The 26,792-nt window shown below is 71.4% G+C and carries 28 protein-coding genes and 5 tRNA genes; 20 read left to right on the top strand and 13 right to left on the bottom strand.

The window, feature by feature from the left end; all coding sequences use genetic code 11:
* Positions 1–174, top strand: a 174-nt coding sequence (locus tag ACIG36_RS30620; RefSeq protein ID WP_399930123.1) for a carboxyl transferase domain-containing protein, incomplete at its 5' end; no start/stop codon positions are given.
* A gap of 46 nt (positions 175–220) precedes the next feature.
* Complete coding sequence (locus tag ACIG36_RS30615) at positions 221–421, top strand: acyl-CoA carboxylase subunit epsilon (protein ID WP_399934902.1); 201 nt, start codon at positions 221–223, stop codon at positions 419–421.
* A 158-nt stretch (positions 422–579) separates the two neighbouring features.
* Here the strand turns inward: ACIG36_RS30615 and ACIG36_RS30610 are convergent, their stop codons facing one another.
* From ACIG36_RS30610 to ACIG36_RS30575, 8 genes are all read right to left on the bottom strand, one after another.
* Positions 580–1,161 (bottom strand): ATP/GTP-binding protein, encoded by a 582-nt coding sequence (locus tag ACIG36_RS30610; RefSeq protein ID WP_099201035.1) that lies wholly within the window; start codon positions 1,159–1,161, stop codon positions 580–582.
* Positions 1,142–1,672, bottom strand: coding sequence for a DUF742 domain-containing protein (locus tag ACIG36_RS30605; protein ID WP_399934899.1), 531 nt, complete (start codon positions 1,670–1,672; stop codon positions 1,142–1,144). Before ACIG36_RS30605 ends, ACIG36_RS30610 begins: the two co-directional genes overlap by 20 nt.
* 85 nt (positions 1,673–1,757) lie before the next feature.
* Positions 1,758–2,171, bottom strand: coding sequence for a roadblock/LC7 domain-containing protein (locus ACIG36_RS30600; RefSeq protein WP_181143878.1), 414 nt, complete (start codon positions 2,169–2,171; stop codon positions 1,758–1,760).
* Positions 2,172–2,180: 9 nt separating this feature from the next.
* Positions 2,181–5,267 (bottom strand): nitrate- and nitrite sensing domain-containing protein, encoded by a 3,087-nt coding sequence (locus ACIG36_RS30595; protein ID WP_399934896.1) that lies wholly within the window; start codon positions 5,265–5,267, stop codon positions 2,181–2,183.
* 327 nt (positions 5,268–5,594) lie between these two features.
* Positions 5,595–6,185, bottom strand: a complete 591-nt coding sequence (locus tag ACIG36_RS30590; protein ID WP_399934893.1) for a GTP-binding protein — start codon at positions 6,183–6,185, stop codon at positions 5,595–5,597.
* Positions 6,166–6,573, bottom strand: coding sequence for a DUF742 domain-containing protein (locus ACIG36_RS30585; protein WP_399934890.1), 408 nt, complete (start codon positions 6,571–6,573; stop codon positions 6,166–6,168). Before ACIG36_RS30585 ends, ACIG36_RS30590 begins: the two co-directional genes overlap by 20 nt.
* Before the next feature lie 103 nt (positions 6,574–6,676).
* Complete coding sequence (locus tag ACIG36_RS30580) at positions 6,677–7,090, bottom strand: roadblock/LC7 domain-containing protein (protein WP_190063450.1); 414 nt, start codon at positions 7,088–7,090, stop codon at positions 6,677–6,679.
* Between the two features lie 9 nt (positions 7,091–7,099).
* Entirely contained in the window at positions 7,100–10,789 is a 3,690-nt protein-coding gene (locus tag ACIG36_RS30575; RefSeq protein ID WP_399934887.1) for a nitrate- and nitrite sensing domain-containing protein, read from the bottom strand.
* 527 nt (positions 10,790–11,316) lie between these two features.
* On the opposite strand from ACIG36_RS30575, the gene ACIG36_RS30570 reads away from it, so the two are divergent.
* From ACIG36_RS30570 to ACIG36_RS30525, 10 genes are all read left to right on the top strand, one after another.
* Positions 11,317–11,514, top strand: coding sequence for a hypothetical protein (locus tag ACIG36_RS30570; RefSeq protein WP_399934884.1), 198 nt, complete (start codon positions 11,317–11,319; stop codon positions 11,512–11,514).
* A gap of 87 nt (positions 11,515–11,601) precedes the next feature.
* The gene (locus ACIG36_RS30565) at positions 11,602–12,384 is read left to right on the top strand and encodes a fumarylacetoacetate hydrolase family protein (protein ID WP_399934881.1); all 783 of its coding nucleotides are present in this window, start codon (positions 11,602–11,604) and stop codon (positions 12,382–12,384) included.
* Positions 12,377–13,852, top strand: coding sequence for a glutamate--tRNA ligase (gene gltX / locus ACIG36_RS30560; RefSeq protein ID WP_399934878.1), 1,476 nt, complete (start codon positions 12,377–12,379; stop codon positions 13,850–13,852). The genes ACIG36_RS30565 and gltX overlap by 8 nt, the downstream gene beginning before the upstream one ends.
* A 239-nt stretch (positions 13,853–14,091) precedes the next feature.
* Positions 14,092–14,166 (top strand) — tRNA-Gln (locus tag ACIG36_RS30555).
* 79 nt (positions 14,167–14,245) lie between these two features.
* A tRNA-Glu gene (locus tag ACIG36_RS30550) sits at positions 14,246–14,318 on the top strand.
* A gap of 39 nt (positions 14,319–14,357) precedes the next feature.
* A tRNA-Glu gene (locus ACIG36_RS30545) sits at positions 14,358–14,430 on the top strand.
* Between the two features lie 17 nt (positions 14,431–14,447).
* Positions 14,448–14,519, top strand: a tRNA-Gln gene (locus tag ACIG36_RS30540).
* Between the two features lie 41 nt (positions 14,520–14,560).
* Positions 14,561–14,633: transfer RNA gene (locus ACIG36_RS30535), tRNA-Glu, on the top strand.
* 154 nt (positions 14,634–14,787) lie between these two features.
* Positions 14,788–15,615, top strand: a complete 828-nt coding sequence (locus tag ACIG36_RS30530) for an MEDS domain-containing protein (RefSeq protein ID WP_399934875.1) — start codon at positions 14,788–14,790, stop codon at positions 15,613–15,615.
* The gene (locus ACIG36_RS30525; protein WP_399934872.1) at positions 15,605–16,579 is read left to right on the top strand and encodes an anti-sigma factor RsbA family regulatory protein; all 975 of its coding nucleotides are present in this window, start codon (positions 15,605–15,607) and stop codon (positions 16,577–16,579) included. The genes ACIG36_RS30530 and ACIG36_RS30525 overlap by 11 nt, the downstream gene beginning before the upstream one ends.
* 52 nt (positions 16,580–16,631) lie before the next feature.
* On the opposite strand, the gene ndgR is transcribed toward ACIG36_RS30525, so the two are convergent.
* Positions 16,632–17,360, bottom strand: coding sequence for an IclR family transcriptional regulator NdgR (gene ndgR / locus ACIG36_RS30520; protein ID WP_179082810.1), 729 nt, complete (start codon positions 17,358–17,360; stop codon positions 16,632–16,634).
* A 126-nt stretch (positions 17,361–17,486) separates the two neighbouring features.
* Here ndgR and leuC point away from each other — a divergent pair, with 126 nt between their 5' ends.
* The 4 genes from leuC to ACIG36_RS30500 all read left to right on the top strand — a co-directional run bounded on the left by leuC (position 17,487) and on the right by ACIG36_RS30500 (position 20,755).
* On the top strand, positions 17,487–18,917 hold the full coding sequence (leuC, locus tag ACIG36_RS30515) for a 3-isopropylmalate dehydratase large subunit (protein ID WP_399934868.1): 1,431 nt from the start codon (positions 17,487–17,489) through the stop codon (positions 18,915–18,917).
* A 3-nt stretch (positions 18,918–18,920) separates the two neighbouring features.
* Complete coding sequence (leuD, locus tag ACIG36_RS30510; protein WP_399934865.1) at positions 18,921–19,514, top strand: 3-isopropylmalate dehydratase small subunit; 594 nt, start codon at positions 18,921–18,923, stop codon at positions 19,512–19,514.
* Between the two features lie 179 nt (positions 19,515–19,693).
* Positions 19,694–19,939: a hypothetical protein gene (locus ACIG36_RS30505; RefSeq protein WP_399934862.1), complete on the top strand. Its 246-nt coding sequence runs from the start codon at positions 19,694–19,696 to the stop codon at positions 19,937–19,939.
* A gap of 123 nt (positions 19,940–20,062) precedes the next feature.
* Entirely contained in the window at positions 20,063–20,755 is a 693-nt protein-coding gene (locus tag ACIG36_RS30500) for an HU family DNA-binding protein (RefSeq protein ID WP_399934859.1), read from the top strand.
* Between the two features lie 139 nt (positions 20,756–20,894).
* Here ACIG36_RS30500 and ACIG36_RS30495 read toward each other — a convergent pair whose 3' ends face one another.
* Both ACIG36_RS30495 and cofC read right to left on the bottom strand, forming a co-directional pair.
* Entirely contained in the window at positions 20,895–21,110 is a 216-nt protein-coding gene (locus ACIG36_RS30495) for a hypothetical protein (protein WP_399934856.1), read from the bottom strand.
* 9 nt (positions 21,111–21,119) lie between these two features.
* On the bottom strand, positions 21,120–21,800 hold the full coding sequence (gene cofC / locus ACIG36_RS30490) for a 2-phospho-L-lactate guanylyltransferase (RefSeq protein WP_399934853.1): 681 nt from the start codon (positions 21,798–21,800) through the stop codon (positions 21,120–21,122).
* A gap of 142 nt (positions 21,801–21,942) precedes the next feature.
* On the opposite strand from cofC, the gene ACIG36_RS30485 reads away from it, so the two are divergent.
* The 3 genes from ACIG36_RS30485 to ACIG36_RS30475 are packed head-to-tail and all read left to right on the top strand — an operon-like array spanning position 21,943 to position 24,879.
* Complete coding sequence (locus ACIG36_RS30485) at positions 21,943–22,698, top strand: lysophospholipid acyltransferase family protein (protein ID WP_399934850.1); 756 nt, start codon at positions 21,943–21,945, stop codon at positions 22,696–22,698.
* Positions 22,695–23,696 carry an NAD(P)H-dependent glycerol-3-phosphate dehydrogenase gene (locus ACIG36_RS30480; protein WP_399934847.1) on the top strand — a complete coding sequence of 334 codons (1,002 nt, stop codon included), beginning with the start codon at positions 22,695–22,697 and terminating at the stop codon, positions 23,694–23,696. The genes ACIG36_RS30485 and ACIG36_RS30480 overlap by 4 nt, the downstream gene beginning before the upstream one ends.
* Positions 23,697–23,730: 34 nt before the next feature.
* Positions 23,731–24,879 (top strand): D-alanine--D-alanine ligase family protein, encoded by a 1,149-nt coding sequence (locus tag ACIG36_RS30475; protein ID WP_399934844.1) that lies wholly within the window; start codon positions 23,731–23,733, stop codon positions 24,877–24,879.
* A gap of 24 nt (positions 24,880–24,903) precedes the next feature.
* Here the strand turns inward: ACIG36_RS30475 and ACIG36_RS30470 are convergent, their stop codons facing one another.
* On the bottom strand, positions 24,904–25,416 hold the full coding sequence (locus ACIG36_RS30470) for a DUF3515 domain-containing protein (protein WP_399934841.1): 513 nt from the start codon (positions 25,414–25,416) through the stop codon (positions 24,904–24,906).
* 20 nt (positions 25,417–25,436) lie between these two features.
* A complete protein-coding gene (locus ACIG36_RS30465; RefSeq protein ID WP_190063090.1) occupies positions 25,437–25,670 on the bottom strand; it encodes an Lrp/AsnC ligand binding domain-containing protein in 234 nt (77 codons plus the stop codon).
* Positions 25,671–25,817: 147 nt separating this feature from the next.
* Between ACIG36_RS30465 and ACIG36_RS30460 the strand changes: the two genes are divergently transcribed.
* On the top strand, positions 25,818–26,792 hold the full coding sequence (locus ACIG36_RS30460) for a thiamine-phosphate kinase (RefSeq protein ID WP_399934836.1): 975 nt from the start codon (positions 25,818–25,820) through the stop codon (positions 26,790–26,792).

The raw sequence follows: 26,792 nt of genomic DNA, 5'->3' as shown, positions 1-26,792 counted from the left end.
GTCAAGGAGTACAAGGCCGAGCTCATGCACCCGTACTACGCGGCCGAGCGCGGTCTGGTCGACGACGTCATCGACCCCGTCGAGACCCGCTCGGTGCTGATCCGGTCGCTGGCGATGCTCGCGACCAAGCACGCGGACCTGCCGTCCCGCAAGCACGGCAACCCGCCTCAGTAACGCACGTCACCGCACGTCCCGTACTTCAGTCATCGGAGACATACGCATGAACGACACGCTCGTACGCGTCGAGAAGGGCCTCGCGGACGCCGAGGAGCTGGCGGCCGTGACCGCCGTCCTCCTCGCCCGCGCCGCCGGCCACAACTCGGCCGCCGCCCGCATCCCCCGCCCGCGCCGCAGCACGGCCGCCTGGCGCCGCCTGGAGCGCACGCCCGGCTTCCGGGCACCGCACAGCTGGCAGGGCTGAGCCGGCAGGGCTGACGCCCGGCCCGCACGCACGGGGAAGGGCCCCGAACCGACCGGTTCGGGGCCCTTCGTCTGCCTGTGCCGCAACGCGAAGAGGTCCCCGCACTCCCGAGGAGTGCGGGGACCTCTTCGCATCCGAGCTGCGGCGCAGCCGCCCGGCTAGCGCAGTCGCGCCATGAGGGCGTGCTCGACGAGCGTGATGAGGGCGCTCTTGGCCTCGTTGCGGTGCCGGGCGTCCGTCGTGATGATCGGCGCGTCCGGGCCGATCTGGAGGGCCTCGCGGACCTCCTCCGGCGTGTACGGCTGGTGTCCGTCGAAGCCGTTGAGGGCGATGACGAAGGGCAGGCCGCTGTTCTCGAAGTAGTCGACGGCCGGGAAGCAGTCCGCCAGGCGGCGGGTGTCGACGAGGACGACGGCGCCGATGGCGCCGCGCACCAGGTCGTCCCACATGAACCAGAAGCGGTCCTGACCCGGCGTACCGAACAGGTACAGGATCAGGTCCTGGTCCAGCGTGATACGGCCGAAGTCCATGGCCACGGTCGTCGTGGTCTTGTCCGGCGCGTGGGTGAGGTCGTCGATGCCCGCCGAGGCGGAGGTCATGACGGCTTCGGTGCGCAGCGGGTTGATCTCCGAGACCGCGCCGACGAACGTGGTCTTGCCCACGCCGAAGCCACCCGCGACGACGATCTTCGCGGAGGTGGTGGAGCGGGCTGCCTCGCCGCTAGAGGTTCCGAAGTCCACTGAGCACCCTTTCGAGCAGTGTCACGTCAGGCTGGCCGCCGGCGGACGCATCGCCGCCGGGCTGATGAATGGCGACGAGTCCGGCCTCCGCCAGGTCGGCGACGAGGATTCGGGCGACGCCGAGAGGAATGGTCAGAAGTGCCGAGATCTCGGCGACCGACTTGATCTCATGGCACAGGTGGCAGATGCGCTGGTGTTCCGGCAACTGCCCTTGGAGCTGGGACGGCTGGGCCGTGGTGTGCACCAGTGCCTCGATGGCGAGCTGGTACCGCGGCCGGGTCCGGCCGCCGGTCATCGCATAGGGACGGACCAGCGGGTTGTTCTTCTTGCCGCCCGACGGGGCGGCCGCGCGCCGTTGCTGAGGCTGGGCCGGCACATGGGGAGGGCGCTGCTGCTCCGGCATGGACCCGTAGCCCGGTGAGGATGGTGAGGAGGGGAAGTTGTAGCGGTTCCAGGGCTCTTGAGCCTGCTGGTCATTGCCGTACGGGTAACCGCCTGGGGGCGTTGCCACGTCTTCCTCCTCCAACTTGCCTGTCTACTGCTGGTCGCGCCACCGCACCCTATGGCGCGGTGGCGCGAAACGCACTGCCTCTTTGCTAGTTGAGAAGGCTCCCCTGCAGTTCCGCCCGCAGGTCGGGCGTCAGTACGTTGCCCGCGCGGTCGACGAGCAGGGCCATCTCGTAGCCCACGAGGCCGATGTCGCACTCCGGGTGCGCCAGCACGGCCAGCGAGGAACCGTCGGAGATCGACATGATGAAGAGGAAGCCGCGCTCCATCTCCACCACGGTCTGGTTGACCGTGCCGCCCTCGAAGATCCGGGAGGCACCGGCGGTCAGTGAGGTCAGGCCGGAGGCCACTGCCGCCAGCTGGTCGGCGCGGTCCCGCGGAAACCCTTCGGACATCGCCAGAAGGAGTCCGTCGGCGGAGACCACGACGGTGTGGGACACCCCTGGGGTGTTGTCCACGAAACTGGTGATCAACCAGTTCAGGTTCTGCGCCGCCTGGCTCATCGGGCTCAACTAACGCTCCTGATCGTAGGTGCCGCCGGGGCCGAAGCCCTGGTCGTGTTGCTGCTGGTCGTTCGCGGAGGTCTCCCCCGCGGTGCGCCCCTGCTGGATGCCGCGGCGCAGGTTGGCGAGCCTGCCACGGACGTCCTCCGGTGCGCGGGAGATCTGGGGGCCGCCCTGGGGGGTCTGCTCCGCCTTGCCCTCGACCAGATTGGCCTTGGGAACCCGGCGAGGGAGACCGGAGGGGGTCACGCCGCCGGCCTTCGGCTCACGGAGCTGTCCGGCACGCTGCCACCGCTCGTCGTTCGCCGACCGCCATTCGGAGTTGTCACCCTCCTGAGGCTGCTGTGGGACCTCCTGCTGGGACTGCTCCCGGTCTCCGCCGTCCCTCGTGGCCTCCTCGCCCGTCTCGGTGTGCTGCCACCGCTTGTCGCGGCGCGGCAGACCGGACCCGGTCAGCGAGGGGGATCCGCTCGAGGCGGGGCCCGGACGGTCGAACTCTACGCGCTCCGGCTGGGCCGTGTCAGCGGTCGGCCGGGATTCCGATTCCGCTCCGTAGCCCTGTCCGTACCCATGCTGGTACGTACCTGCGTCGGTCCACTCGCCTTGATGAGCGGGGGCGTTGTAGTCGCCGTAGCTCGGGGAACCGCCGGCGTCCGGCTGCGGGTAGGAGGGTTCCGCGTAGCCGTTCTCCGCATAGGCCTGCCCGTCCTGGTGGTACGGGTCGGCGGCCGGTGCGGCGGTGGGCTGCGCCTGCGGGGGTATGTGCTCCTGCGGCTGTGCGTGGGGCTGCTCGAACTGCTGCTGAGGAACCTCGTCGCGGAACAGCGGGCGGTTGTCGGCGGCCTGCGCCTCCAGCGCCGCACGCCGCTCCTCGCGCATCAGCGAGCGTCCGACCGGGTCCAGCGAGGCGCCGGAGCCGGCGGCGTCCGGCCGCGCGTCGTAGCGGGAGTCGTCGAAGCCGAGCTCGGCGGCGGTGCGGCCCTGGGCGACGGGCGGCGCCGCCTGCTGCTGGCCGGGCACCATCCGGGAGACGGTGAAGTCGCCGTCGGCGAGCTCGTCGCCGCCACCGCCGTGCGTGATCGCGTCCGGGAGCATCACCAGGGAGGTGGTGCCCGCCTGCTCGCCCGAGGGGCGCAGCTGGACGCGGATGCCGTGCCGGGTGGCCAGGCGGCCGACCACGAACAGGCCCATGCGCTGGGAGATCGCGGCGTCCACCGTCGGCGGGTTGGCCAGCTTGTGGTTGATGTCCGCGAAGTCCTCGGCGGTCAGGCCGATGCCCTTGTCGTGGATCTCGACCATGACGCGGCCGTCGGGCAGACGGGTCGCGGTGACGCGGACCTTGGTGTGCGGGGAGGAGAACGAGGTGGCGTTCTCCAGCAGCTCGGCGAGCAGGTGCACGAGGTCGGTCACGGCCAGGCCGTGGATCTCGGCCTCCGGGACGCCGCTCAGCTCGATGCGCTCGTACGCCTCCACCTCGGAGGTGGCCGCGCGCAGCACGTCCACCAGCGGGATCGGCTGGTCCCAGCGGCGGCCCGGCTCCTCGCCCGCGAGGATGAGGAGGTTCTCGCCGTTGCGGCGCATACGGGTGGCCAGGTGGTCCAGGCGGAAGAGGTTCTCCAGCTGGTCCGGGTCGGCCTCGTTGTTCTCGAGGTCCGTGATCAGGTTCAGCTGACCCTCGATCAGGGCCTGGTTGCGGCGCGAGAGGTTGGTGAAGATCGCGTTGACGTTGCCCCGCAGCAGGGCCTGCTCGGCGGCCAGCCGGACGGCCTCGCGGTGCACCTGGTCGAAGGCGCGGGCGACCTCGCCGATCTCGTCCTTGGTGTCGATCGGGATGGGCGTCACGCGGGTGTCCACGCGGCCCGGGTCGGTGCGCGAGAGCTGGTCGACCAGGGCCGGCAGGCGCTGCTCGGCGATGTCGAAGGCGGCGGTGCGCAGGCGGCTCATGCTGCGGCTCATCGAGGCGGCCATCTTTCCGGCCACCAGGAAGGCGATCAGCAGCGCCAGGATCATGATCGAGGAGTTGACGATCGCCTCGCGTTGGGCGTCCGAGGCGATCCTGTCGGCCTCCTCCACCGCGTGGTCGGCCAGGTGCTCCTCGACGGAGCGGTAGGCGCCGAACTTGGCGGTCGAGGTGGTCAGCCACGAGTCGGCGGTGACGCCCTTGGCCTTCAGCTGGGCGGCGGTGGCGCCGGACATGATGGTCAGCGCCATCTTGTCCTGCTCCTCGACCTGGGCGTCGGAGCTGAGCGCGCTGTTGAGGCGCTTGATGTCCTCGTCCATGCCGCCGGCCTCGTACTCGCCGCGGGCGATGTACTCGAGGAAGTTGTAGGAGGCGAAGGCGGTGAGCAGCGTCTCGCGGTTCTTGGCCGTGCCCGGGTCCACCAGCAGGTGGGTGCCGATGGAGCGCTGCAGGGACTCGGCGGCCTTGGCGAGCGAGACCGCGTAGACCATGCGGCCGTAGGAGGTGACGTTGCCGGTGCCCAGGCCGAGCTCGTTGGTGAAGGCCATGAGCGGACGCTGGATGGCGCCGTAGCCGTCCTCGGTCTTCGCCCCGTCCAGGGCCGGGGTGTACGCGGCCTGGCGCAGCTTCGGCAGCGTCGGCTCGGCGTCGCGGACGGCCTTGAGACGGCGCTTGAGCGCCGGGGTGTCCGGCATCTCCTTGACGCGCTTGTCGAACTCGGCGCGGGCGGAGTCGGTGGTCTCGCGGGCCTTCTTGACGGTCGCGTCGTCGCGGTTGCCCTCGAGCAGCGGCTTGGCCGACACGTCGCGCTCGTCGATGACGGCGTGGGCGTAGGTGGCCGCGGCCCGCACCAGACGCGCGGTGTCCGCGGCGTCCTGCGCCTCGAGCCAGGTGTCGACGGAGGACTTGACGTTGAGGCCGCCGAACACGAGGGCGATGATCACGGGGATCAGCAGGATCGCGTTCAGCCGGAGGCGCACTCGCCAGTTGCGGGGCGAGAATCTCCCGCCGCGGCCCTGGGGGGCGGCGGGGGGTTCGGGCATGTCGGAAGGCGGCACCGCTGTGCGCGACGGCGGGGTGAAGTTGCCCCGCTCGTCCCGCGCCTGCTGCGCGGCGCCCGTCTTTCTTCGCCTCACTCGACCAACAACCTCTCGGCGTCTGCACCTGTGCTGTGCCGTTTATCCGTGAGAGCCATGACGGCTCGGTCCGGGAATTCCAGCACGTCCGGCAGGTGCATTCCAAACAACGGACAGAGCCCGTGAAGGCCGCGATTTGCCTGACATAAAACGGGCATTAAGGCCGAGCCGCGCCAAATGGCGGGGTGGTTGACTGCAGAACGAAGTCGGCCGGACGCGCCCAGTGGTCGCGTCCGGCCAATTCTCTGTCGAAACGTTATGAACGAAGAAGGACGTCGTGGTCAATCCCACAACTTACACACCGTCACGACATTCGGTCGAACAACGCTATTTCAGCCGCGCCATCAGCGCGTGCTCGACGAGCGTGATGAGCGCGCTCTTCGCCTCGTTGCGGTGGCGCGCGTCGGTCGTGATGATCGGCGCGTCCGGGCCGATCTGGAGGGCCTCGCGGACCTCCTCGGGAGAGTACGGCTGGTGTCCGTCGAAGCCGTTGAGGGCGATGACGAAGGGCAGGCCGCTGTTCTCGAAGTAGTCGACGGCCGGGAAGCAGTCCGCCAGGCGGCGGGTGTCGACGAGGACGACGGCGCCGATGGCGCCGCGCACCAGGTCGTCCCACATGAACCAGAAGCGGTCCTGACCGGGCGTACCGAACAGATAGAGGATCAGGTCGTCATCGAGGGTGATTCGGCCGAAATCCATCGCCACGGTCGTCGTGGTCTTGTCCTGAACGTGACTCAGGTCGTCGATGCCCGCCGAGGCGGACGTCATCACGGCCTCGGTGCGCAGCGGACTGATCTCCGAGACCGCACCGACGAACGTGGTCTTGCCGACGCCGAAGCCACCCGCCACCACGATCTTCGCGGAGGTGGTCGAACGGCCGGTGCCGACCGTGCTCCCGTTAGAGCTTCCGAAGTCCACTGAGCACCCTTTCGAGCAGTGTCACATCCGGCGTACCGCCGGACTCCCCGCCGCCGCCCGGCTGGTGAATCGCCACCATGCCGGCCTCCGCCAGGTCCGCGACCAGGATCCGTGCCACACCGAGCGGCATGTTCAGCAGCGCGGAGACCTCCGCGACCGACTTGACCTCCCGGCACAGGTGGCAGATCCGCTGGTGCTCGGGAAGCAGCCCCCCGAGGTGGGCCGGGTCGGCCGTGGAGCTGACCAGCGCCTCGATGGCGAGCTGGTAGCGCGGCCGGGTGCGACCCCCCGTCATGGCATAGGGGCGGACCAGCGGCTGGTCGCCTTCATCCCCGTACGGCGCATGGTGAGAAGCGCCGTACGGGCCGGGCGAGGCGGGCGGGGTCATGAATCCTCCGGACGGGACAGCAGGATGGCAATAATGCCGTCGAGCGGGGGCCGGTGGGGGGTTTTCGGCCGTACGGTCGGACGGGATATGCGGTGTGTGTCGGTCAGTTCAGCAGGCTGCCCTGGAGCTCGGCGCGGAGATCCGGCGTGAGCACATTGCCCGCGCGGTCGACGAGCAGGGCCATCTCGTAGCCCACGAGGCCGATGTCGCACTCCGGGTGCGCCAGCACGGCCAGGGACGAGCCGTCCGAGATGGACATGATGAAGAGGAACCCCCGCTCCATCTCCACCACGGTCTGGTTGACCGTGCCGCCCTCGAAGATCCGGGACGCGCCGGCCGTCAGCGAGGTCAGGCCGGAGGCCACCGCCGCCAGCTGGTCGGCGCGGTCGCGCGGGAACCCTTCGGACATCGCCAGAAGCAGTCCGTCGGCGGAGACCACCACCGTGTGCGACACCCCCGGGGTGTTGTCCACGAAGTTGGTGATCAACCAGTTCAGATTCTGCGCCGCCTGGCTCATCGGACTCAACTAACGCTCCTGCTGGTAAGTGGGGCCAACATTGTGACTGCCGGTGGTCGGGCCGCTGCCGGCCTGACGTCCCTGCTGGATGCCCCGGCGGAGATTGGTCAGCCGGCCGCGTACGTCGTCGGGCGCACGCGAGACCTGCGGACCGGTCGGAAGGGACTGGGTCTGCGTCGTTTCGGCGGTTCCCTCGACGAGGTTGGCACGCGGCACCCGCCGCGGCAGCCCGGAAGAGGTGATTCCGCCCGCCGCCGGCTCGCGGACCTGCTCGGCCCGGCGCCAGCGCTCGTCGTTGGGGGAGCCCGGCCAGTTCTCCTGCGCGCCGCCGCTCGGCGCGGCCGGCGTGCGCGGCACGTCGCGGCGCGGCGCCGGGCGCTCGGAGTCGGCCGGCTGCTGCGGCACTCCGCCGCCCTGCGTGTCACCGGCGGCGCCGCGGAACCAGTGCGACTCCAACTCCTCGAACAGCGGGGTACCGGCCTGCGGCTCGGCGCCGGCGCCCGGACGTCCGCCGCGGGCGGCCGGCTCGAACCTCTCGCCGCCGGCCTGCGCGTCGCCGGGCACGGCCTGCGGGAACTGACCCGTCGCCGCGTCGCGGGAGTCACCCGGTACAGCCTGCGGGAACTGGCCCGTGCCTGTCAGCGCGTCGCCGGGGTTCGGCTGGGCGAACCGGCCCGTGGGCGCGTTCCGGTGGTCGCCGGGCGCGGCCTGCGGGAACCGGCCGGTGGCCGCGTTCGGCGTCTCGCCGTGCGTACCGGGCAGGTCGTACTGGCCGGAGGTGTTGCCGGACTCGTTCCCCGCGGGGCGGGTGAAGGAGCCGGTGGCCTCGGGGCCGCCGGGCAGCGCGAACTGACCCGTCGTGGTGTTCGGCGCCTCGCCCGCGGCGGGCAGCGCCGGGAACCCGGCGGTGTCGGCGGGCTGCTGGAACCGGCCCGTCGTGGCCGACGGCGGCTCGGTCGCGTCCGTGATCGGCGGGAACTGCGCCGTGTCGCCGGGGCCGCCGCCGAGCGGGGCACCGCCGGCGGCCGGGCCGCCCTTCTTGCGCTTGGGCGGCTTCGGCGCCGAGGGACGGCGGCCGGAGTGCTCCGCGTCCTCGTGACCGCGCGGCGTGTCCTGGGCGGCGCGCGGCGAGCCGTCGCCGGCCAGCGGCCAGTCGTCGGCCGGGGCGCCGGGGCCCTTGCGGCCCGGCCCGGCGGCCGGAGCCTGCGGGGAGTTCTGGGCGTTCCGGTCGTTGCCCCAGCTCGGGGCCTGACGGCCGGTGTCACCGGCGGCGGGCGGGGAACCGGCCGCACCGCGGGCGGGCAGCTGCGGACGGCCACCGGCACCGGCCGGCGGCGGGACCGCGGCGGGGCCGCCGGCACCGCGGGTGGGCAGGCCGGGGGTGCCGGAGGCCGGGGCGCCCTTGCCGCCGCGCGGCGTGGTGTCGAAGAGGCTGCCGGTGGCGGCGCCGCCGCTGGGGCCGGAGCCCGGGGCGGGACGCGTCGGCAGGCCGTTGCCGGTCGCACCGCCGCGCGGCGTGATGGCCGGGCGCGGGCCGCTGCCCGGCACCTGGCCGCGCTGCTGGCCGGGGCCGGCCGCGGGAGCACCCGGGCCGCCGGGACCGCCGGGGCCGCCGGCACCCGCACCGGGGGCCGGCTTCTTGTGGCCCTGGGCCACGTCGACCGGCAGCATGACGAGCGCGGTCGTACCGCCGGAGTCGGACGGGCGCAGCTGGATGCGGATGCCGTGTCGCAGGGACAGACGGCCGACCACGAACAGACCCATGCGCCGGGAGACGGAGACGTCCACGGTCGGCGGGCTGGCGAGCCGCTCGTTGATCGCCGCGAGGTCCTCGGGCGAGAGGCCGATGCCGGTGTCGTGGATCTCGACCAGCACCCGCCCGTCGGGCAGCGCGTGACCGGTCACCTTGACCTTGGTCTGCGGGGAGGAGAAGGAGGTCGCGTTCTCGAGCAGCTCGGCGAGGAGGTGGACGAGGTCGTTGACCACGCGGCCGGCGACCTCGGTCGGCGGCACGCCGCTGAGCTCGATGCGCTCGTACTGCTCCACCTCGGACGCGGCGGCACGCAGGACGTCGACGAGCGGCACGGGCCGGGTCCACCGGCGGCCGGGCTCCTCACCCGCGAGGACGAGGAGGTTTTCGCCGTTACGGCGCATACGGGTCGCGAGGTGGTCGAGGCGGAACAGCGAGGAGAGCTGGTCCGGGTCGGCCTCGCGGCTCTCGAGCTCGGAGATGAGCGAGAGCTGACGCTGGATGAGACCCTGGCTGCGGCGCGAGAGGTTGGTGAACATCGCGTTGACGTTGCCCCGCAGCAGGGCCTGTTCGGCGGCCAGACGCACGGCCTCGGTGTGCACCTCGTCGAAGGCCGCGGCCACCTTTCCGATCTCGTCCCGGCTGTGCACACCGACGGACTCCACGGACGTGTCGACGTCCTGCGGGTCGGTCTCGGACAGCTGCTTGACGAGCTCGGGCAGACGTTCCTGGGCGACCTTCTGGGCGGTGTCCTGCAGCCGGCGCAGCGAGCGCACCATGGAGCGGGCCACGACGAAGGCGCCGACGAGCGAGATGCCCAGAACGAGGACGATGAGGGCACCGTTGAGGATGGCCTCCTGGTTGGCCTCGTCTCTCAGCTCGACGGCCTTCTGCTCCATCTGGTTGAGCAGGGTGGTCTCGATCTTGCCCATTTCGGTGATCTTGACCGTGTCCTGGTCGTACCAGTCGCGGTAGCTGGTCTTCTCGTCCTTCAGCGCGTCGGTGTTGCCGAAGACGCGGTTGGCGAAGGTGTTCGCCGAGGTGATGTTCGGGTCGCCGCCGTTGAGCGCCTTGAGGAGCTCGACGCCGTCCTCGGAGCGGATGGCGGTGAACCGCAGGAGGGCCTGTTCCTCCTGCGACAGCGCGGACTGGCCGTACTGGTGGTCGTTCTCGCCGAGGTGGGCGCCCTTGGGGTTGGCGAGCGCGGCGCTCAGCATGGCTCGCTGGATGGAGGCGAACTCCTTGGCGGACGAGAACGTCGCCAGCGCACGCGTCGCGGTGATCATCTCGCTGTTGCTGGTGGCCTGGGCCATGTCCTGGGACAGCGAGAGCAGGGCGTTGATCAGGCCGTTGTAGTTGCTGATCGTCCGCGCGATGTACTCGCGGTCCTTGTAGGACTCCTGGCGGATCTTCTTGATCTTGTCGAGCTCACGCGTGATGTCGACAAGGGTGGCCTGGACGCCGTTCATCGTCGGGTCGTCGGGACGCGCCTTCTTGGTGGTCTCGCGGAACGCCTCGATGGCCCGGTCGGCCCGCTGGCGGGAGGCGACGACCTGGTCGTCCTTGGAGTTGGGGTCGCGGTTGAGGGGACCGGCGGACCGGTCGCGTTCCTCCTGGAGCGCGCTGGCCAGCTGGGTGGCCTTGCCCGTCATCTCCGTGAGGAGCTTCATGTGGTCGAGCTGGTCGACGTTCTCGAGCGAGGTGTCGATACGCAGGGCACCCAGCGTCGTCGCGGCGACAACGGGCAGCGCGAGCAGGGAGACCAGTCGGGTACTGATGCGCCAGTTGCGCAGGGCTATTCGTGAGCCCGTGCTGTTGGCACCCTTTCCCTTCGGCCGTTCGGCGGGCTTGCCACCGTTCGGTGCGTCGACGGGCGTGCCGCGGTCGGTCGCACCGCGCGGCTCCGGCTCCGCCGCAGCGCTGCCATCCCTCTTGAAACGTCCCTGCACTAGCGTCGCAACCTCTGGACCAGGCGTCCCGCCGGGTGAGCGGAGGGACGGTGTCGAGTCGTGGGGGACCGCGGTGCCCCCCTGGCGGTCCCCGGAATTCCAGCACAGTGCCGGATCTCCCAACAAGGCCGGTGCCCGGGGTGAGAAAAAGGGTGACGCTCGGTGAGGGGTTCGGTGACGCACCGTAGAAGATCGCGCCCTGTATGCCGGATTTAATGTCATGAGTCGCCTGGTCCGCCTCGACGGCCCCGGCGTGTCCCAGTCGCCATGATCAGGAGCGGAACGTCTGATTCAGCCCTGCAATGTCCGTTTCGTGGGGGCCAATTGAGCGCCCGTTATGCCGCATTTTTCGGTTCCGTCGTGAGCAAACTCACAGGAGGGCCAGGTCTTGTCCGGCGCGCCGCTGGGGATAGGAGCGCCTTAGCCTGGTCCTTTGCCCAGGCTCCGGCCCGGGGCCCGAAAAGCGCCACGATCCCGGCCGCTCCTCCCGGACGCGCCGCGATCCCGAACAACGCGAGGCACCGCCAGTGAAGACGACCATGCCCTCCCGGAAGACCGCCAACCCGCGCCGCACCACGCTGGCGCACCTGAAGGCCGCCGAGACGACCGGCCTCTTCGCCGTCGCCGAGCGCCCGGAGCACGCCACCGAGCTGCCGACCTCCACCGCCAACCCGCGCCGCACCGTCCTCATGGTCGCGCCGCAGACCCAGGCGCCCCAGGACTGACCGCGAAGCGCACGGGCCGCGCCGCGCCCCCCGCGATAGCCTGAGGTGTCAGACTCCGGCCAATCAGACAAGGGGCACGAGCTTCCCGTGCGCATCGCCAGGTTCTCCATCGAAGGAAACGTCGCCTTCGGCGTAGTGGAAGGGGACGCGTCGACCGAGGGCGGTCCCGTCCTCGACATCATCAAGGGGCACCCCTTCGCGGAATTCGAGCGCTCCGGGCAGAAGGTCCCGCTGAGCAAGGTGCGGCTGCTGCCGCCCGTGCTGCCCAACAAGGTCGTCGCGATCGGCCGCAACTACGCCGAGCACGCCGCGGAGCTGGGCAATGAGGTCCCGGAGGTGCCCGTCACCTTCTTCAAGCCCTCCACCGCCGTCATCGGCCCCGGCGACCCGATCGCCTACCCCTCCTTCTCCAGCGAGCTCCACCACGAGGCCGAGCTCGCCGTCGTCATCGGCCGCATGTGCCGCGAGGTCCCGCGCGAGCGCGTCAAGGACGTCGTCCTCGGCTACACCTGCGCCAACGACGTCACCGCGCGCGACGTCCAGCAGCGCGAGAAGCAGTGGGCGCGGGCCAAGGGCTTCGACACCTCCTGCCCGCTGGGCCCCTGGATCGAGACCGAACTCGACCCCTCCGACCTCGGCATCATGTGCACCGTCAACGGCGAACAGCGCCAGCTGGGCCGCACCGGCGACATGCTGCGCAAGGTCGAGGACCTGATCGTCCACATCACCGAGGCGATGACGCTGCTCCCCGGCGACGTCGTCCTCACCGGGACTCCGGCCGGCGTCGGACCCCTCAACGTCGGCGACGAGGTCGCCGTCACCATCGAAGGCATCGGCACTCTCACCAACAAGGTGATCAAGCGTGGCTAACGCGAACGTCCGCGTACGTTTCTGTCCCTCGCCGACCGGCAACCCCCACGTGGGCCTGGTCCGCACCGCCCTCTTCAACTGGGCGTTCGCCCGCCACCACGGCGGCACCCTGGTCTTCCGCATCGAGGACACCGACGCGGCCCGCGACTCGGAGGAGTCGTACCAGCAGCTCCTGGACGCCATGCGGTGGCTGGGTCTGGACTGGGACGAGGGCCCCGAGGTGGGCGGCCCCCACGCCCCGTACCGCCAGTCGCAGCGCATGGACATCTACAAGGACGTCGCCGCCAGGCTGCTCGACGCCGGTCACGCGTACTACTGCTACTGCACGGCCGAGGAACTGGACGAGCGCCGCGAGGCGGCCCGTGCCGCCGGCCGCCCCTCCGGTTACGACGGAAAGTGCCGCGAGGTCAGCGAGGAGCAGAAGGCGGAGTACGAGCGCGAGGGCCGCGAGCCCATCGTCCGCTTCCGGATGCCCGACGAGGCGATCACCTTCACCGACCTGGTGCGCGGCGAGCTGACCTTCACCCCGGAGAACGTGCCCGACTTCGGCATCGTCCGGGCCAACGGCGCCCCCCTCTACACGCTCGTCAACCCCGTCGACGACGCGCTGATGGAGATCACGCACGTGCTGCGCGGCGAGGACCTGCTCTCCTCCACCCCGCGCCAGATCGCCCTCTACCGGGCGCTCGCCGAGATCGGCGTCGGCAACGGCGGCACCCCGAGCTTCGGCCACCTGCCGTACGTGATGGGCGAGGGCAACAAGAAGCTCTCCAAGCGCGACCCGCAGTCCTCCCTCAACCTCTACCGGGAGCGCGGCTTCACCCGCGACGGGCTGCTCAACTACCTCTCGCTGCTCGGCTGGTCCCTCTCGGCCGACCAGGACATCTTCTCGATGGACGAGATGGTCGCCGCGTTCGACGTCACCGACGTCAACGCCAACCCGGCCCGCTTCGACCTCAAGAAGTGCGAGGCGGTCAACGCCGACCACATCCGCCGGCTGGACCCCAAGGCGTTCGCCGAGGCCTGCGAGCCCTGGCTGCGGGCCCCGCACGCCAACTGGGCGCCGGAGAACTTCGACCAGGCCGCCTGGGAGGCGATCGCCCCGCACGCCCAGACCCGCCTGACGGTCCTCTCCGACATCACCGCCAACGTCGACTTCCTCTTCCTGGACGAGCCCGTCGAGGACGAGGCGTCCTGGACCAAGGCGATGAAGGAGGGCTCGGACGCGCTGCTGCGCACGGCCCGGGAGAAGCTGGCCGCGGCGGAGTGGAACGCCGACGCCCTCAAGGCCGCCGTCGTCGCCGCGGGCGAGGAGCACGGCCTCAAGCTCGGCAAGGCCCAGGCCCCGGTCCGGGTGGCCGTCACCGGCCGCACGGTCGGCCTGCCGCTCTTCGAGTCCCTCGAGGTCCTCGGCCGCGAGCGCACCCTGGCGCGCGTCGACGCCGCCCTGGGCAGGCTCGCGGGCTGACGTCCACGACGTCCGGCCGTACCGGGGCCCGGCAGCCTGTTCCAGGCCGCCGGGCCCCGGCGCGTGTCCGGGGCGGGTCGCGCCCCGGCCGCACGACCGCCCGGCCACCAGGCGGGTTATCGATTTTGGACCCCAGTCCACCTTCGGGTAATGTTCTTCCTGCGCCGCCCGAGAGGGCCGAGAGGCCGGAACGGAAGGCGCAAGCCGGACAAGACCCCTTCAGGGGGGTGGAGTTACGGTGGGGTATGGTGTAATTGGCAGCACGAGTGATTCTGGTTCACTTAGTCTAGGTTCGAGTCCTGGTACCCCAGCCAGAGGAAATCCACTGGAAATTCTCTGGCGAAACTACTGGTAAAGTAGAAACCGCGCGAAAGCGCAAAACGCGAAGTGCAAGCCCCCGTTGTGTAGCGGCCTAGCACGCCGCCCTCTCAAGGCGGTAGCGCCGGTTCGAATCCGGTCGGGGGTACAGATTCCTCAGAGGGAGACCTCGAAGGGGATCGCTAGGGCCCCCGTTGTGTAGCGGCCTAGCACGCCGCCCTCTCAAGGCGGTAGCGCCGGTTCGAATCCGGTCGGGGGTACTGGTTAATAACCACCATGGGGTATGGTGTAATTGGCAGCACGAGTGATTCTGGTTCATTTAGTCTAGGTTCGAGTCCTGGTACCCCAGCGCAGATTGCTTTTCGAGTCTGCAAAGCAAAACAAAAGCAAGCCCCCGTTGTGTAGCGGCCTAGCACGCCGCCCTCTCAAGGCGGTAGCGCCGGTTCGAATCCGGTCGGGGGTACAAAAAAGAAAGAATGCCTTTCGCTTCGGCGGAGGGCATTTTTTCATGCGTCCTTCCCCCCGCCCCGGAGGCGGCGGGATAATCCCCGCATGGTCCATCCCCACGGCGTGCGCCGCCGGGTCCACGCCGGTGACCTCCAGCCCGGCGACCACGCGTGCCTGCTGTTCGAGTCGGACGAGGAGCGGGCGTCGATCCTGCGGGACTTCGTCCTGGGGGCCTGGACGCGGAGGACAAGATCCTCTACCTCAGCGGCGAGGACGACCCGCCCGGCCCCGACGCCCTGCTGGACGCATACCGCCTGAGCAGCGCCCCCGGAGCCCGCGCCGACCGCGTCGAGGTCGTACGCCTGGCCGAATTCCTCTCCGGTCCCGGACAGTTGGAGCCCACCGCTCTGATGCACCGGCTGCGCAGCGCCGCCCGGCGCTCGCGCGAGGAGGGCTACCGCGCGCTGCGGGTCGCAGGAGAACTGTGCGCCGCGCTCCACGACGGCCAGGACGTCCACCGGCTGCTGCGCTACGAGGCGTTGCTGGCCGAGGAGTTCAGCTCCGGCGGGGCCCTGGCCGTCTGCCAGTACGACATCCGGCGCTGCGAACCCGCGGCCCTGGACGCCTTCGCCTCGGCCCACGCCCGCAGCGTCGAGGCGGACCCGCTGGTGCGCACCGCCGAGCTGGTCGTCGCCCGCACCTACCGCCCGCAGGGGCTGCGCATCGAGGGAGTGGTCGACGAGGGAGCCCACCGGTGCCTGCGGGACGCCCTGCGGTCGGTCGCGGGCGTGCGGGACGACGTCCGGCTGGAGATGTCCCGGGTGGAATTCCTCGACCTGGGCGGGCTGCGGCTGCTGATGACCTTCGCCCGCGCCCGCGCCGCCCGCCACTGCACCGTCGAGCTCAGCGGGCTGCCGCCGCACCTGCTGCAGGTCATCACCGTCGTCGGCTGGGACCGGACACCCGGCCTCCGGCTGGGGGCCGTGCATGCCTGCTGAGGGCCCCGCCGGGACCGGCTTCGTCCACCACGCCTGCCTGTACGGCAGCGACGCCGAGTTCCTGGCGACGGCCGTGCCCTTCGTGCGCGACGGGCTGGCCGCCGGCGAGCCCGTACTGGCCGCGACCACGCCCGCCAACATCGAACTGCTCCAGCGGGCCCTGGGGGAGCGGGCGCACGCGCTGGACACCGCCGAGACCGCCTACTTCGGCCGCCGCCCCGTGGAGCGGGTGACCGCCTTCCTGCGCTACCACGACCGCCGCGCCCGCCCCGGGCGGCGCACCCGGATGATCGCCGAGCCGGTGTGGGGCGGGAAGTCCGCCCGTCAGGTCGCCGAGTGGAAGCGGATGGAATCCGGGCTCAACGTGCTGCTGGCCGCCCTGCCGGTGTGGATGATCTGCCCCTACGACACCAGGACCGTCCCCGCCGACGTGGCGCGGGCCGCCTGCGCGACGCATCCCGCGCGGCTGGACGGCCGGCGGCTGATCCCCTGCGCGGGATACGCGGACCCCGGCGCCTACGCGGCCGAGGTGGCGCCGCCGCGCTCCCCGGCGCCGCCGGGGGCCGCGCGCACCGGCCCGACGGCGCGGCGCGCGGCGGTGCGCCGCTTCGCCCGCGAGCGGGCCGTGGCGGCGGGCCTGAGCGGTGAGCGGCTGGCGCTGGCCGTCCTGGCCGTCTGCGAGGCCGCGGGCTATCTGCTGGCCGGGGGAGGCACGCGGGTGGCCCTGCGGGCCTGGGAGGAGCCGGGGGCGGTGGCGTACGAGCTGCTGTGCACCCGGGACGGGGGCCGGGCCCTGGCGGTGCCGGCGTTCGTGGGCTTCCATCCGCCGGGGCCGGCCGCCCACCCGGAGGACGGTCTGTGGCTGGCCCGCACGCTCAGCGAGTCCCTGGAGGTCCGGGCGAAGGGCGCGCTGACGCGCGTCACCCTGCGGATCGCCGGCCCCGGGGACGCGGAACGGCTGTGACGACAGGCGCTGGGCCTGCCGTCACAGCCGTCGTTCCACGGGCTCGCCCGCCTCAGCCGTTGCGGCGCAGGGCCTCCGTGAGGCGGACGGCGGCGTCCAGGACCGCCTGGGCGTGCATGCGGCCCGGGTGGCGGGTGAGGCGCTCGATGGGGCCCGAGACGGAGACCGCCGCCACGACCCGGTTGGACGGGCCGCGCACGGGCGCCGAGACCGAGGCCACGCCCGGCTCGCGCTCGCCGATCGACTGGGCCCAGCCCCGGCGCCGCACGCCCGAGAGCGCCGTCGCCGTGAAGCGCGCCCCCTGCAGGCCGCGGTGCAGCCGCTCCGGCTCCTCCCAGGCCATGAGCACCTGGGCCGCCGAGCCGGCCTTCATCGGCAGGGTGGAGCCCACCGGCACGGTGTCCCGCAGTCCGGACAGCCGCTCGGCGGCCGCCACACAGATGCGCATGTCGCCCTGGCGCCGGTAGAGCTGCGCGCTCTCGCCCGTCACGTCCCGCAGGTGCGTGAGCACCGGCCCCGCCGTGGCCAGCAGCCGGTCCTCGCCGGCCGCGGCCGCCAGCTCGCTGAGCCGGGGCCCCAGGATGAACCGGCCCTGCATGTCGCGCGCCACCATCCTGTGGTGCTCCAGCGCCACCGCGAGCCGGTGCGCCGTCGGACGCGCCAGCCCCGTCGCCGTGACCAGCCCGGCCAGGGTCGCCGGACCCGACTCCAGAGCACTCAGTACCAGAGCCGCCTTGTCGAGTACTCCCACGCCGCTCGAGGCGCCACCAGTGTTGTCCATGCAACGATACTCGCGTCTCAAAGTATGAAACGCAAGTTCAAATTTTCCCGAGACCCGCCAACCTGGAACGCACAGCACCATCCGGCAACGAGTTGGCCGGCGACGACGCCGGCCGGAGGGACAGCGATGGGACGGACACTCGCGGAGAAGGTCTGGGACGACCACGTCGTCACGCGCGCCGAGGGCGAGCCCGACCTCCTCTTCATCGACCTGCACCTGCTCCACGAGGTCACCAGCCCGCAGGCCTTCGACGGCCTGCGCAAGGCCGGGCGCCCGGTCCGCCGACTGGACCTGACCATCGCCACCGAGGACCACAACACCCCCACCCTCGACATCGACAAGCCCATCGCGGACCCCGTCTCCCGCACCCAGCTGGAGACCCTGCGCCGCAACTGCGCCGAGTTCGGCGTCCGGCTGCACCCGCTGGGTGACGTCGAGCAGGGCGTCGTCCACGTGGTGGGGCCGCAGCTGGGCCTGACCCAGCCGGGCACCACCGTCGTCTGCGGCGACTCCCACACCTCCACCCACGGCGCCTTCGGCGCGCTGGCGTTCGGCATCGGCACCAGCCAGGTCGAGCACGTACTGGCGACCCAGACGCTGCCGCTGTCGCCGTTCAGGACGATGGCGGTCACCGTCGAGGGCGCGCTGCCGCAGGGTGTCACCGCCAAGGACCTGATCCTGGCGATCATCGCCAGGATCGGCACCGGCGGCGGCCAGGGCTACGTCATCGAGTACCGCGGCGAGGCCATCGAGCAGCTGTCGATGGAGGCCCGCATGACCGTCTGCAACATGTCCATCGAGGCGGGCGCCAGAGCCGGGATGATCGCCCCGGACGAGACCACCTTCGCCTACCTCAAGGACCGCCCGCACGCACCCAGGGGCGCGGACTGGGACGCGGCCGTCGAGTACTGGCGCACCCTGCGCACCGACGACGACGCCGTCTTCGACCACGAGGTCGTCATCGACGCCGGCGAGCTGTCCCCGTTCGTCACCTGGGGCACCAACCCCGGCCAGGGCGCGCCCCTGTCCTCGGCGGTGCCCGACCCCGCCTCGTACGAGGACGCCTCCGAGCGCCTGGCCGCCGAAAAGGCCCTGGAGTACATGGGGTTGACGGCAGGTCAGGCACTGCGGGACATCCGCGTGGACACCGTCTTCGTGGGCTCCTGCACCAACGGCCGGATCGAGGACCTGAGGGCCGCCGCGGCGGTGCTCGAGGGCCGCGGCGTGGCCGACGGCGTCCGGATGCTGGTCGTCCCCGGGTCCGTCCGGGTGGCCCTGCAGGCCGTCGAGGAAGGACTGGACAAGGTGTTCACCGCGGCCGGCGCCGAGTGGCGGCACGCCGGCTGCTCCATGTGCCTGGGCATGAACCCCGACCAACTCGCGCCGGGCGAGCGCTCCGCGTCGACGTCCAACCGCAACTTCGAGGGCAGGCAGGGCAAGGGCGGCCGCACCCATCTGGTCTCGCCGCAGGTCGCCGCCGCCACCGCCGTCCTGGGCCATCTGGCCTCCCCGGCCGATCTGCCCGCCGCCGACGCCCCCGCCCCCCTGGAGGTCTGAGCCATGGAAGCCTTCACCACGCACACCGGCCGGGCCGTCCCCCTGCGCCGCAGCAATGTCGACACCGACCAGATCATCCCGGCGCACTGGCTGAAGAAGGTCACCCGCGACGGCTTCGAGGACGGGCTCTTCGAGGCCTGGCGCAAGGACCCGGACTTCGTGCTCAACCGTCCCGAGCGCGCGGGCGCCTCCGTGCTGGTCGCCGGGCCCGACTTCGGCACCGGCTCCTCCCGCGAGCACGCGGTCTGGGCGCTGCAGAACTACGGCTTCCAGGCCGTGGTCTCCTCCCGCTTCGCCGACATCTTCCGCGGCAACTCGCTGAAGAACGGTCTGCTGACGGTCGTCCTGCCGCAGGAGACCGTCGAAGCGCTGTGGGAGCTGACCGAGAACGACCCCACCGCCGAGGTGACGGTCGACCTGGTGGACCGGCAGGTGCGGGCCCCGGGCATCACGGCCGGTTTTGAGCTTGACGAGAACGCCCGGTGGCGGCTGCTGGAGGGGCTGGACGACATCGGACTGACCCTCCGGCACGAGGCGGACATCGCCGCTTTCGAGGCCCGGCGGCCCGCTTTCAAGCCCTCCACGGCCCTGATCTGAGGTCGATTCCGGCTCGTTTGGCCCAGTGTCGGGCGGCTTGGGACGGCTCCCCGGAGCCCCGGATTTTCGCTGCTCACCCAGGGTTTGGCATGATGCGCCCCCTGTCTTCGGACAGGGGGCGCGTTGCTTTGTTGAGGGCCCGTGAAGCGACAACTCGCCTCAGATGGCACAATCGGTGCATGGAACGCGACAGCCAACTCGAGCTTTACCGGCTTGTCGCCGCCCAACTGAAGGAAGCGCACACGAAAGTGCGCACACTGCAAGTCCCGGAGGGCGTACGGATGGCGCTGTCCCGGCAGCTGCTGGCCATCACGGCCTCGGCGAAGCACGATCTCTCAGGCGCGGCAAGGCGTCTGGACCGGCTGATGAACGACCTCGACGAGGGCCGTTTCCCCCAAGAGCCCGGCACGCACGGAACTCCGTGATGCGTCGGGTTCGTTGCGGCACAAGGGTGATTAGACCGTTTCGTGTTTGATTTGCGGTATATATCTGCCTAACGTGCGAAAAAGCTGGAGCACATTCCAGCCAATGTCTCCGAAGGGGAAGACGTGAACAAGGCGCAGCTCGTTGAAGCGATTGCCGACAAGCTCGGTGGCCGTCAGCAGGCCGCAGACGCGGTCGACGCGGTACTCGACGCGATTGTCCGTGCGGTTGTCGCCGGCGACCGGGTCTCGGTCACCGGTTTCGGCTCGTTCGAGAAGGTCGACCGTCCCGCCCGCTACGCCCGCAACCCGCAGACGGGTGAGCGGGTTCGGGTCAAGAAGACCTCGGTGCCGCGCTTCCGTGCGGGCCAGGGCTTCAAGGACCTGGTGAGCGGCACGAAGAAGCTGCCGAAGGGTGGCGAGGTCTCTGTCAAGAAGGCCCCCAAGGGCAGCCTGACGGGTGGCAAGGTCACCGCCAAGGCCGCGGCCAAGAAGGCCACCGCCAAGAAGGCGGCCGCGAAGAAGGTCACCGCCAAGAAGGCGGCGCCGACGAAGGCAGCCGCGGCGAAGAAGGTCACGCCCGCCAAGAAGGCGGCAGCCGTCAAGAAGACGACGGCCGCGAAGAAGACCACGGCCGCCGCCACCAAGGCGGCAGCGGCGAAGAAGACCACCGCCGCGAAGAAGACGACCGCCAAGAAGGCGGCCCCGGCCAAGAAGGCGGCCGTCGCGAAGAAGACCGCGCCCGCCAAGAAGGCCACGACCCGCACCACCACCGCGCGCAAGACCACCGCCAAGAAGACCGCCGCCAAGAAGAAGTAAGGCAGCGGCACACGGCGTCACGCGCCGGGCCGGGCTCCCTCCGGGGAGCCCGGCCCGCGGTGCGTGTACGGCCGTGCGGCGACGGCCACCGCTATGGCGTCGTGCGGCTGGAGGGGTCGTCCGGCGGGAGGGCCCGCAGTCAGAAGGTCTGCAGCGTCACCAGGGCCACCCGGCGCTCCGCCACCGGGCCCGAGGCGCCCTCGGCGAACTCGATCCGCACCCGCTGCCCCGGCCGCAGCAGCCGCAGCCCGCCGGCGTCGAACGCCGCCGTGTCGAAGGGCACGGGCGTGCCGTCGTCCAGGAGAACGCTCCCGGAGCGGGTCTGGGGGTCGAAGGTGTACGCGGTGGCCTGCATGTCAGCAGCCTAGTCCGCCCCACTGACAACGGCCGTCACGGCACCGGCCAGGGCCGCCGTGCGGGGCCCCACGCCCAGCCGCAGCGCCGCCCGCAGGTCCCGCGCCGTGTCCACGTCCCGGCGCACGGAATCCACCCCCGCCAGGCCGATCTCGCGCGCTCCCGACGCGCTGTGCCGCGCCCGCGAGGCGCCCTCGAACGCCGGCGCCAATTCCATTCCGCGGTTGGCCGCCAGCAGTGTCGTACCGATTCCGGCGGCGTCCGCGAGAAATGCGCGCGGGAATTCCGCGGCGAAATCGAGCACCCGCCCGAGTTCGGCGGGGCGCAGTGCCGGCAGATCCGCGTTCAGGGTCGCCACCGGTGAATCCGGCCGCCCCGCGCGGACCGCCCGCGCCCCGTGCGCCAGCGCCGCGTTCAGGCCCCCGTCCCCCGGCGGCTCGGGCAGCACCCGGGCGCCCAGGGCGGCCAGCTCGGCGCCCGCCTGCCGGTCCCGGGTGACGACCGCCACACCGCCCACTGACGGGCAGGCCAGTGCCGCGCCCACGGTGTCCAGGGCGAAGGCCAGCGCGAGCGCCGGGCCCGGCAGCCGCGCGGACTCCGCCCGGAGACGGCTCTTGGCCATGGCCAGCGGCTTCACCGGCACCACCAGCGTCCACACCACATCCGCCCCCTCGCTTCGCTTCGGTCTCATTGTCACCCGCTGCCGCAGCCATGACCGGAACGCGGGGTTACGGTGTTCTCGACAGACCGGGTACCTGGGGCGACACTTGTCCGGCCCCCGGGTGAGCACCAGACCCGAAGCAGCCGCCAGGTCCCAACAGAAGGGTGTCCGAGTGTCCCGCCGCAGAATCGGCTTCTGGTACCGCTTTACGGCGGTGTTGGCAAAACCGCCGCTCGTGGTTCTGTTCAAGCGGGACTGGCGGGGAATGGAGCACATTCCGGCCGACGGCGGATTCATCACCGCGGTCAACCACAACTCCTATCTGGACCCGCTGTCCTACGCGCACTTCCAGTACAACACCGGGCGCGTCCCGCGCTTCCTCGCCAAGGCCGGCCTGTTCAAGGGCAGCTTCGTCGGCGCGATCCTGCGCGGCACCGGGCAGATCCCCGTCTACCGCGAGTCCGCCGACGCCGCCACCGCCTTCCGGGCCGCCGTGGACGCCATCAACAGGGGCGAGTGCGTGGCCTTCTACCCCGAGGGCACCCTCACCCGCGACCCGGACATGTGGCCCATGGAGGGCAAGACGGGCGCCGCCCGCGTCGCCCTGCTCACCAAGGCCCCCGTCGTCCCGGTCGCCCAGTGGGGCGCCAACGAGGCCATGCCGCCCTACGCCAAGCAGAACAAGCTCCGGCTGTTCCCCCGCAAGACCCTCAAGGTGCTGGCCGGCCCGCCCGTCGACCTCTCCGCCTATTACGGCAAGGAACCCACCGCCGAGGTGCTGCGCGAGGTCACCGACCTCATCATGCGGGCCATCACCGACCTCCTCGCCGAACTCCGCGGCGAGCCGGCCCCCGCCGAGCCGTACAACCACAAGAAGGCCCGCGCCGCGGCACGCCGCGCCGCATCGGCCGAGGAGGACAGCAAGTGACGCGCGTCGCCGTCTACGGCACCGGATCCTGGGGCACCGCCTTCGCGATGGTCCTCGCCGACGCGGGCTGCGAGGTGACCATGTGGGGCCGCCGCGCCGCCCTGGTGGACGCCATCAACACCGGCCGCACCAACCCCGACTACCTCCCCGGCGTCGAGCTGCCCGCCGCGGTACGGGCCACCACCGACCCCGCCGAGGCCGCCCGCGACGCGGCGTTCACCGTCCTCGCGATCCCCTCCCAGACCCTGCGCGCCAACCTCACCGAGTGGGCGCCCCTGCTGCCGGACGACACCGTGCTCGTCTCCCTGATGAAGGGCGTCGAACTGGGCACCGCCAAGCGGATGAGCGAGGTCGTCGAGGACGTGGCCAAGGTCTCCCCGGACCGCGTGGCCGTCCTCACCGGCCCCAACCTCGCCAAGGAGATCGCCGCCCGGCAGCCCGCCGCCGCCGTCGTCGCCTGCCGCGACGAGTCCGTCGCCAAGCGCCTGCAGGCCGCCTGCCACACCGCCTACTTCCGCCCGTACACCAACACCGACGTCGTCGGCTGCGAACTGGGCGGCGCCGTCAAGAACGTCATCGCCCTGGCCGTGGGCATCGCCGACGGCATGGGCCTCGGCGACAACGCCAAGGCCTCCCTCATCACCCGGGGACTGGCCGAGACCACCCGGCTGGGCCTGGCCATGGGCGCCGACGAGCACACCTTCGCCGGCCTCGCCGGCATGGGCGACCTGGTGGCCACCTGTGCCTCGCCGCTCTCCCGCAACCGCACCTTCGGCGCCAGCCTCGGCCGCGGCATGACCCTCGAGGAGACCATCGCGGTCACCCGGCAGACCGCCGAGGGCGTCAAGTCCTGTGAGTCCGTGCTCGATCTGGCCCGGCGTCACCATGTCGACATGCCGATCACCGAGACCGTCGTGGACATCGTCCACGAGGGCAAGCCGCCCATGGTGGCCCTCAAGGAGCTCATGTCGCGCAGCGCCAAGCCCGAGCGGCACTGACGCACCCGCTGCCAGCAGGTACTCTCGACGCGATATGAGCAGCGAGACCTCCCCCCAGAGCACTGACCGGAAGCCGCGTGTCGCGGTCGTCTTCGGCGGCCGCAGTTCCGAGCACGCCATCTCCGTGGTCACCGCGGGCGCCGTCCTGCGCGCCATCGACCGCACCAAGTACGAGGTGCTGCCGATCGGCATTACCACCGACGGCCGTTGGGCACTGACCGCCGACGACCCGGAGCGGATGGCCATCACCGGCCGCACGCTGCCCAGCGTCGACGACCTCACCGAATCCGCCGAGGGCGGCGTCCTGCTGCCGGTCACCCCGGCCAGCCGCGAGGTCGTCTACACCGAGCCCGGCGCCGTGCCCAAGGCGCTCGGCGAGGTCGACGTCGTCTTCCCGGTGCTGCACGGCCCCTACGGCGAGGACGGCACCCTGCAGGGCCTGCTGGAGCTGGCCGGCATCCCCTACGTCGGCGCGGGCGTCCTGGCCTCCGCCGTCGGCCAGGACAAGGAGTACATGAAGCGGGTCTTCATCTCCTTCGGGCTGCCCGTCGGCCCCTACGAGGTGATCCGCCCCCGCGAGTGGGAGACCGACCCGGCCGCCGCCCGCAAGAAGATCGTGGACTTCGCCGGCGAGCACGGCTGGCCGCTGTTCGTGAAGCCCGCCCGCGCCGGCTCCTCCATGGGCATCACCAAGGTCGACGACCTCTCCGGCCTGGACGAGGCCATCGCCGAGGCCCGGCGCCACGACCCGAAGATCCTGGTCGAATCGTTGCTGCGAGGCCGTGAGATCGAGTGCGGCGTCCTCGAGTTCGCCGACGGCCCGCGCGCCAGCGTGCCCGCCGAGATCCCCCCGGTCAGCGCGCACGACTTCTACGACTTCGAGGCCAAGTACATCGACTCCGCCTCCGGCATCGTGCCCGCCCCGCTGAGCGACGACGAGACCCGCCGCGTCCAGGAGCTGGCCGTCGAGGCCTTCGAGGCCGCCTCCTGCGAGGGACTGGTCCGCGCGGACTTCTTCCTCACCGAGGACGGCGAGTTCGTGATCAACGAGATCAACACCATGCCCGGCTTCACGCCCATCTCCATGTACCCGCGCATGTGGCAGGAGAGCGGCGTGGCGTACCCCGAGCTGGTCGACCTGCTCCTGCAGGCCGCCCTGCGCCGCTCCACGGGCCTGCGCTAGCCGCACGGACCCCGGTGGGCGGCCTCAGGACTGGACGCCCACCGGGACGGTCTTCCCGACGGCGTCGGCGAGATCGGTCAGCGCGCTGATGTCACCGGCGCCGCCCACCACCGCCTTCGGCAGCGTCACCTCCACCCACGCCTGCCGCAGCGTCGTGGTGCAGCGCACACTGCCGTCCGGCTGCTTCTCCGGCAGCCACTCCACACCGTCGATCTCCACCGAATCGGCCGTGGGGTTGTAGTGTTCGGTGCCGGGCGTAAGGATCTTGGGACGCCCCACCCCGCAGCGCAGCGAGATCGCCGGGTCACCCCACACGGCGGTGAGATCCGAGACGGGATCGGCACTACGCCGCTTCCGTCCGTCCACGGTCCCGGGCAACTCCTTGTGCAGCGCCCTGCAGAGCTCGGCCTGCCGGGCCGGCGGCGTGGGCACCGCCAAGCTCGCCTTGCCGTCCGTGGCCGCAGTGCAGGCCACGGACGTGCACAGCAGGGCGACGACAGCGGGCAGGCCGAGGGGCCGGCGAAGCGAAATCTTCACCGGCCGAGCATACGGGGGAGCTAGATGTGGACGACCGGGCAGGTCAGGGTTCGGGTGATGCCCTCGACCTTCTGCACCTTGGCGACCACCATCCGGCCCAGCTCGTCCACGGTGTCCGCCTGCGCGCGCACGATCACGTCGTACGGCCCGGTGACGTCCTCGGCCTGGATCACTCCCTCGATCTTGCCGATGACTTCGGCCACGGTCGACGCCTTGCCGACCTCGGTCTGGATCAGGATGTACGCCTGTACCACGGGACCTCCAGGGCGGCTACGAGGATCATGTGGGGAGAAGAGACGCCACGGTACCGCGTCGCCGCACGCCGCGGGGAGACCCGCGCGGCCTGCGCGGCGCGGGACACGTCATGAACAGGGCAACCGAACACTCCGAGGAGGAGCTCAGTGAAAGGCACCGTGGGCGAGTTGGGGGAGTTCGGGCTCATCAGAGAGCTGACCTCCCGGCTCACCACCACCCCGGCGGTCCGTCTCGGGCCGGGTGACGACGCCGCGGTGGTCGCCGCGCCCGACCGACGGGTCGTGGCCAGTACGGACGTGCTCCTGGAAGGGCGGCACTTCCGCCGCGACTGGTCCACCGCCTACGACGTCGGCCGCAAGGCCGCCGCCCAGAACCTGGCCGACATCGCCGCCATGGGCGCCGTGCCCACCGCCGTCCTGCTCGCCCTCGTCGTCCCCGCCGAGCTCCCCGCCACCTGGCCGACCGAGCTCATGGACGGGATCCGCGACGAGTGCCAGGTCGCCGGCGCGGCCGTGGTCGGCGGCGACGTGGTGCGCGGCGAGACGATCACCGTGGCCATCACGGCCCTCGGCGACCTGCGCAACCACGAGCCCGTCACCCGCTCCGGCGCCCGCGCCGGCGACGTCGTCGCCGTCACCGGCTGGCTGGGCTGGTCCGCGGCCGGACTCGCCGTGCTCTCCCGCGGCTTCCGCTCCCCGCGCGCCTTCGTCGAGGCCCACCGGCGGCCCGAGCCGCCCTACCACGCCGGCCCCGCGGCCGCCGCGCTCGGCGCCACTGCCATGACGGACGTCAGCGACGGCCTCATCGCCGACCTCGGGCACATCGCCGAAGCCAGCAAGGTCCGCATCGACCTGCGCACCGCCGCCATCGACGTGCCCACGCAGATGTACGACATCGGCCAGGCCGTCGGCGTCGACCCGCTGCAGTGGGTGCTGACCGGGGGAGAGGACCACGCCATCGTCGCGACCTTCCCGCCGGACGTGAAGCTGCCGGCCCGCTGGAAGATCATCGGAGAGGTGGTCAACCCCTCCGCCCTGCCACAGGTCACCGTCGACGGCGCGCCCTGGGACAAGGCCGGCGGCTGGGACCACTTCGGGGACGACCTGGAGCCCGGCGAGTAG

Origin of the sequence: Streptomyces sp. NPDC053048, from assembly GCF_044547045.1 — a bacterium.
Lineage (GTDB): Bacteria > Actinomycetota > Actinomycetes > Streptomycetales > Streptomycetaceae > Streptomyces.
Note: the sequence above shows the minus strand (reverse complement) of the source record. Positions and strands in the feature narration are given on the sequence as shown.

What these genes read in the sequence shown, in the direction of transcription:
- ACIG36_RS30495 (WP_399934856.1), bottom strand. Translation starts at nt 21,110, where the DNA reads ATGCAGGCCACCGCGTACACCTTCGACCCCCAGACCCGCTCCGGGAGC.
- ACIG36_RS30585 (WP_399934890.1), bottom strand. Translation starts at nt 6,573, where the DNA reads ATGACCCCGCCCGCCTCGCCCGGCCCGTACGGCGCTTCTCACCATGCG.
- ACIG36_RS30600 (WP_181143878.1), bottom strand. Translation starts at nt 2,171, where the DNA reads ATGAGCCAGGCGGCGCAGAACCTGAACTGGTTGATCACCAGTTTCGTG.
- leuD (WP_399934865.1), top strand. Translation starts at nt 18,921, where the DNA reads ATGGAAGCCTTCACCACGCACACCGGCCGGGCCGTCCCCCTGCGCCGC.
- ACIG36_RS30525 (WP_399934872.1), top strand. Translation starts at nt 15,605, where the DNA reads ATGCCTGCTGAGGGCCCCGCCGGGACCGGCTTCGTCCACCACGCCTGC.
- ACIG36_RS30505 (WP_399934862.1), top strand. Translation starts at nt 19,694, where the DNA reads ATGGAACGCGACAGCCAACTCGAGCTTTACCGGCTTGTCGCCGCCCAA.
- leuC (WP_399934868.1), top strand. Translation starts at nt 17,487, where the DNA reads ATGGGACGGACACTCGCGGAGAAGGTCTGGGACGACCACGTCGTCACG.
- cofC (WP_399934853.1), bottom strand. Translation starts at nt 21,800, where the DNA reads ATGAGACCGAAGCGAAGCGAGGGGGCGGATGTGGTGTGGACGCTGGTG.
- ACIG36_RS30615 (WP_399934902.1), top strand. Translation starts at nt 221, where the DNA reads ATGAACGACACGCTCGTACGCGTCGAGAAGGGCCTCGCGGACGCCGAG.
- ACIG36_RS30580 (WP_190063450.1), bottom strand. Translation starts at nt 7,090, where the DNA reads ATGAGCCAGGCGGCGCAGAATCTGAACTGGTTGATCACCAACTTCGTG.
- ndgR (WP_179082810.1), bottom strand. Translation starts at nt 17,360, where the DNA reads ATGGACAACACTGGTGGCGCCTCGAGCGGCGTGGGAGTACTCGACAAG.
- ACIG36_RS30475 (WP_399934844.1), top strand. Translation starts at nt 23,731, where the DNA reads ATGAGCAGCGAGACCTCCCCCCAGAGCACTGACCGGAAGCCGCGTGTC.